Genomic DNA, 5,602 nt, shown 5'->3' on the forward strand with positions numbered 1-5,602 from the left:
CCAGTAATCTCGCTTATAAAGCCATCGATGATCTTCTTGCAAGCTACAACCGGGAAGCATCCCAAATTGATGGCATCGTCTGCGCAACAGCTACCCCGGACTATCCTGGGTTTCCTTCCGTTGCCTGTATGATTGCAGAACAATTCGGCATAACCGGACCTGCATTGGATGTGAGTGCCGGTTGCACCGGCTTCATCTACGCCCTGGAAGTTGCCCGGGCCATGATCACCACAGGTTCCATGAAAAATGCCCTGGTGGTAGGAGCAGAGAAACTCTCAGGCGTAGTTGACTGGAATGACCGAAACACCTGCGTACTCTTTGGAGATGGAGCAGGATGTGCACTGCTTGAGTCCTCAGGGCAAGAGGAATCGGGTCTTATCGACACCTTGCTCAAGGCTGAGGCTGCCGGGACCAAGGCACTGACCATCCACCCAGAGAAACATGCCATTGAGATGGACGGCCGAGCGGTCTACTCCTTTGCGGTGAGAACGATTGGAGATACCATCCTGGCCCTGGTTGAACGAAACAACCTGAATATGGAATCCATTGACTGGATTGTCCCGCACCAAGCAAACCGAAGAATCATCCAAGCCTGTTCCAAGCGTTATGGAATCCCAGAAGAGAAGTTCTACATGAATATCGATCGATTTGCCAACACCTCAGCGGCATCCATCCCCCTTGCACTGAGGGAGATGGACAGAGAGGGACTGCTCAAGAAGGGCCAAAGAATTCTGCTGGTGGGATTCGGGGCAGGATTGACCTACGGAGGAACGCTACTTACATGGACGTATTGATAGCACTTTACCCCGGACAGGGATCGCAGAAACCGAAGATGGCCCTGGATCTCTATGAAGCAAGCAAGCAAGTAAGGGATCTCTTTGCTCTTGCAAGTGATGTAAGTGGCCTGGACTTGTACCAATTGCTCGCTGAAGGCAGCGAAGAGGAATTGAAACAGACTGTGGCGACACAGCTCGCGGTAACCCTAGCCAACCGCAGTGCACATCTGAGACTAACCGAGCTTGGATTCTCATTTGCTGCCCATAGCGGGTTCAGCCTTGGCGAGCTTTCTGCTTTTGCAGGAGGCGGCATCCTTGATGATGAAACGCTCTTCTCCTTGGTCACCAAACGATCTGCATTGATGGACGAAGAAGCAAGAAAGATTGAAGAGATACAGGGAAAGCTGGGGATGGCGGCCATCATTGGGTTGGATTATGCAACTGTTGAACAAGCCCTGAGAGAAGCACAGATCCCAGGACTGTATGCATCCAATGACAACAGCACCACACAAGTGGTTATCGCTGGCTTGCAGGAGAGCATCGCCCAAGGCAAGGAAGTCCTGCAGGCAAAGGGAGCGAGGAGAGTCATTCCCCTGAAAGTCTCCGGCCCATTCCACACCCCCTTCATGGAGGGTGCAACTGAGCCTTTCTCTGCTTTCTTGGAAACGCTCGACTTCAAGAACCCCCACTCCTTGGTAATCTCGAGTGTGGATGGGGATGTGATCAAGGACGCTCAGCAAGCAAAGGAGCATCTGGCAATGCAGTTGGCAAAACCAGTGCGCTGGACGGAGGCAATGAAGCATCTCTCTTCCTTGGCAAAAGAAAAGCATGCACAGGTAGCTGAAACCGGGTTTGGAACGGTACTCAGCGGGCTTTGGAAAAACAGTAATGCGGAAATCCCTTGCCGAAGTCTCGGCAGTGAGGATGCAATCTGGAATTACAAGAAGGAATTGGAATCATGAGTGAAAAGAAGCACGCCCTGGTGACTGGAGGGTCACGGGGAATTGGGAGAACAATCATAGAGACATTGCTAAGTGAGGGATACGAAGTTTGGTACCTCTCCAGGAGCAAGGCAGAAGGACTGGAAGCGAATCACATCAGTTGCGATATGGCTGACAGGGAGCGTGTTGCCTCTGCACTGGAAGCGGTGGTCAATGAAGCAACATACATCGATGTCCTGGTAAACAACGCCGGGATCACCCGTGATGGATTGATCATGAGGATGAAGGATGAAGCCTGGGATGATGTTATTGCCGTCAACCTCACTTCAGTATTCCTCACCTGCAGGCGTATCGGCCGACTGATGGCAACCCAGAGAAAGGGTGCCATCGTCAACATCTCCAGCGTCGTCGGTATTGTGGGCAATGGGGGACAGACCAACTATGCAGCCAGCAAGGCAGGCATTATTGGATTCTCCAAGAGCCTCGCCAAGGAACTCGCTGGAAGAAATGTACGGGTCAATGTGGTAGCCCCTGGATTCATCGAGACAGCCATGACTGAGGTACTTTCAGAGAAGCTGAAGGACCAGATCAAGGATCAGATTCCCCTTTCAAGAATTGGAAATACGGAAGAGGTTGCCCAGAGCGTGGCGTTCCTCGCAAGCGATAAAGCATCCTACATCACCGGCCAGGTTCTGGCTGTCGATGGTGGGATGGCAATGTAAGGAGTCAAGAGATGGAACGTGTGGTAGTAACCGGTATGGGAACTGTCAATCCACTGGGTAGGGAGGTGGAACAGTTCTGGAAGCAGATACAGGCAGGAGCCTGTGGTATTGATAAGATCACCAGGTTTGATACAACCGACTACCCAGCCAAGATTGCAGGGGAAGTCAGGGATTTCGATCCCTCTGACCTGCTTGACCGCAAGGAACTGAGAGGTATGGCTGACTTCACCAAGTTTGCCGCCCACGCAGCCGTACAGGCAATGAATCAGGCAAAACTGGAGAAAGGTTCCTTTGACCCTTACAGAAGCGGTGTATATGTTGGAAACGGAATTGGGGGATTCGAAGTTGCGGAGGAGAACCTTGCAAAGCTCTTCGAAAAAGGCCCACACGCGGTAGCTCCCCTAACCATCCCAAAGCTTATCAGCAACGAGGCTGCAGGGAATATTGCAATCCACTTCGGTATACAAGGACCCTGCCACACCACGGTCACCGCATGTGCATCCGGTACCGATGCAATTGGGGATGCGTTCAACTCAATTCGCTTTGGTCTGGTCGATATGGCTTTAGCCGGTGGCACGGAGGCTGCAATCACCGAGCTCAGCGTGGCTGGATTCTGTCGCCTCCAGGCCTTGGCTACCAAGTACAACGATACCCCCAAGATTGCCAGCCGACCGTTCGATAAGGAACGCGATGGGTTTGTCATGGGAGAGGGCGCTGGGATGCTTGTACTTGAATCACTTTCGCATGCCAAGAAGCGCGGGGCAACCATCCTCGGTGAGATTGCCGGCTACAGCATGACATGTGACGCGTTCCACCTCACAGCCCCCAATCCAGACGGGGAAGGAGCTGCCAGAGCCATGAAACAGGCGATCGAGATGGCAGGAGCCAGCCTTGATGAGGTGGATTATATCAATGCCCATGGCACCAGTACTGCGGCAAACGACTCCATGGAAACCAATGCGATCAAAAGGGTATTCGGTGATGGTGCGTATAAGCTCAAGGTCTCATCAACCAAATCCATGACCAGTCACCTGGTTGGGGCAGCAGGAGCCGTTGAGGCTATCATTTGCCTGCTTGCCATCAGGGACCAGTACTTCCCCTGTACGCTCAACTTGACCAATCCAGACAGTGAGTGTGATCTTGACTATGTACCAAACAAAGGAATGAATGGTATAATCCGATATGCTGTCAGCAATTCTCTGGGCTTTGGTGGACATAATGGTGTACTTGTATTCAAGGCCTATCAGGAAAACTAAGGAGGAAACGTTATGCCAGAACAGTTTGAGACACCAGAGGAATTACTACCTCACCGTGATCCATTTCTGTTCCTCGATGAGCTGATTGAAGCGGATGAGGAACACACCGTTGCAAAACGTGTTTTCACTGAAGATCATTTCTTCTTCAAGGGTCACTTCCCAGACTACCCAGTGGTACCGGGGGTCATTCTTGTGGAGACCTTGGCACAGTGCGGCGGTGCCGGGTTGGTCCAGACAGGGATTCTTCCTCATGGTGCCTTCTTCGTATTGGCTTCCATTGAAAATGCAAAGTTCCGAAACCAGGTACGCCCTAACGACTGTGCTATCATTGAAGTACATAATCTGAGAGTAAGCAAAGTAATGGTTCGTCAGAAGGGAACCATTACCATCAACGGGGATGTTGCAGCTGAAGCATCCTGGATGTGCATCGTCAATAGCAAACAAGAAAGGATTTAGTTGTGATCATCACGAAAAAAGTAATGCGGAATGTCTCCCTGACTGCTCACCCTACAGGGTGCAAGCGGTATGTCCAACAACAAATTGACTGGGTAAAACACCAGGCAACAAGCGGAGAGGATACCCGTTATCCAAAGCCAGTTGAAAGCGCGCTCCCAAGGCGCGTACTTGTCATTGGAGGATCCACGGGATACGGCCTTTCCAGCCGAATTGTTGCTGCCTACACTGGAGGAGCTGACACTATCAATGTGTCCTTCGAACGGGAACCAGCCGAGAAGAAAACAGCAACCCCCGGTTGGTACAATACCATGGCTTTCGAGCAACAGGCCAAGAAGGATGGGATGAAGGCATGCTCTGTTTTTGGTGATGCATTCAGCACCTCGATCAAGGAAGAGACTGCAAGGAAAATCCGGGAAGAACTTGGGCAAGTGGATCTGGTTATCTACAGCCTTGCAAGCCCCCTCAGAAATGACCCTGTTACTGGGGTCACCTATCGTTCGGTACTCAAGCCCATAGGCAAGCCATTCACTGCCCTGTCGGTAGACTTGGATGATGATGTGGTTAAACAAGCGACCATTGAACCTGCTACTGATGAGCAAGTACAGGATACGGTCAAGGTCATGGGTGGGGAGGACTGGACCCTCTGGGTTGACTATCTGCTTGAGCAGGGACTGCTCGCAGAGGGTGCCATGACTGTTGCATACTCCTACATTGGTCCCAGGATAACCTACCCCGTTTATCGGGAAGGGACCATCGGGAAGGCAAAGGAACACCTGGAGAACAGTGCTGGTGCACTGTCTGATAAACTTGAAGCCATCGGAGGCAAAGCCTTTGTTTCAGTAAACAAAGCCCTTGTCACCCGCGCAAGCGCAGTTATTCCAGTGGTACCACTCTACATGGCTCTGCTCTATCAAGTGATGAAGGAGAAGAACATCCACGAGCACTGCACACAGCAGATCTATCGATTGTTCCTGGGTCAGCTCTACACCAAAGGAGAGATTCCGACCGATCAGGAAGGACGTCTCAGGGTCGATGACTGGGAGATGCTTGATGAGGTCCAGAATGAGGTGGAACGCCGGTGGGCTCTCCAAAAGGAAGGGCAACCGCTTCTGCAAGGGGATTTGGATGGGGTGCTTGAGGAGTACGAGCACATTCATGGGTTCGGTTTCCCTGACATTGACTATGAAGCAGATATCGATCCAAGGATAGTCTGAGACAGATTGAGGCAACTTCCAGAGAGGGGGTTGCCTTTTCTGTGTGCAAATTCCTATACTGTTTGTCTTATTATTCCTATATAGGTCTATTATATGCATACTAATTGCAATTTTTTTGATTTCACTCTTGTTCAATTAATGAACAATAATCAACACACTGGACCATGATTGCAAGAGTTCAGACAGGTGTGATACATTTTTTACACATATGAAACTACTTAGAATGCAAACCATGTT

6 protein-coding genes are annotated in these 5,602 nt (G+C 50.9%); all 6 read left to right on the top strand.

The annotated features are described in order from the left end of the window. The coding region (locus tag AB7S66_RS10910) for a beta-ketoacyl-ACP synthase 3 (RefSeq protein ID WP_428519935.1) at nt 1-794 on the top strand (794 nt) is incomplete at its 5' end. Then, nucleotides 782-1,738 (top strand): ACP S-malonyltransferase, encoded by a 957-nt coding sequence (locus AB7S66_RS10915; protein ID WP_428519937.1) that lies wholly within the window; start codon nt 782-784, stop codon nt 1,736-1,738. The genes AB7S66_RS10910 and AB7S66_RS10915, both read left to right, overlap by 13 nt. After that, nucleotides 1,735-2,439 (top strand): 3-oxoacyl-[acyl-carrier-protein] reductase, encoded by a 705-nt coding sequence (fabG, locus tag AB7S66_RS10920; RefSeq protein ID WP_428519939.1) that lies wholly within the window; start codon nt 1,735-1,737, stop codon nt 2,437-2,439. Before AB7S66_RS10915 ends, fabG begins: the two co-directional genes overlap by 4 nt. An 11-nt stretch (nt 2,440-2,450) precedes the next feature. Continuing rightward, a complete protein-coding gene (gene fabF, locus AB7S66_RS10925) occupies nt 2,451-3,695 on the top strand; it encodes a beta-ketoacyl-ACP synthase II (RefSeq protein ID WP_428519941.1) in 1,245 nt (414 codons plus the stop codon). Nucleotides 3,696-3,707: 12 nt separating this feature from the next. Then, nucleotides 3,708-4,151, top strand: a complete 444-nt coding sequence (locus AB7S66_RS10930) for a 3-hydroxyacyl-ACP dehydratase FabZ family protein (protein ID WP_428519946.1) — start codon at nt 3,708-3,710, stop codon at nt 4,149-4,151. Between the two features lie 2 nt (nt 4,152-4,153). Continuing rightward, nucleotides 4,154-5,365: an enoyl-ACP reductase FabV gene (gene fabV, locus AB7S66_RS10935; protein WP_428519948.1), complete on the top strand. Its 1,212-nt coding sequence runs from the start codon at nt 4,154-4,156 to the stop codon at nt 5,363-5,365. Nucleotides 5,366-5,602: the final 237 nt, after the last annotated feature.

The sequence above is a fragment of the Sphaerochaeta sp. genome (genome assembly GCF_050178175.1).
Classification (GTDB): domain Bacteria; phylum Spirochaetota; class Spirochaetia; order Sphaerochaetales; family Sphaerochaetaceae; genus Sphaerochaeta.